The 217-nt window shown below is 62.7% G+C and carries 1 protein-coding gene; it reads left to right on the top strand.

Translation table 11 applies throughout. From position 1 onward, the window contains the following. On the top strand, positions 1-217 hold a 217-nt coding region (locus HW466_RS31685), incomplete at both ends, for a hypothetical protein (RefSeq protein ID WP_176316202.1).

Below are 217 nucleotides of genomic sequence, written 5' to 3'. Positions count from 1 at the left end.
TTGTTCGCCACGAATCGCGACGTCGCGAAGAACGCGTCGGACATCGCCGGTCTGGGCAGCGACGTGTCGAACCTCGGCACGCAGGTGACGAACATCGACGGTCGCGTGACGCAGAACGAGACGCATATCGCGAAGAATACGTCGGACATCACCTGGATCAACGATCAACTGGCCGAGCTGTCGGGCGGCACGATCGGTCTGGTGCAGCAAGCGGCGG

Source organism: Burkholderia territorii, from assembly GCF_902833055.1.
Lineage (GTDB): Bacteria > Pseudomonadota > Gammaproteobacteria > Burkholderiales > Burkholderiaceae > Burkholderia > Burkholderia territorii.
Note: the sequence above shows the minus strand (reverse complement) of the source record. Positions and strands in the feature narration are given on the sequence as shown.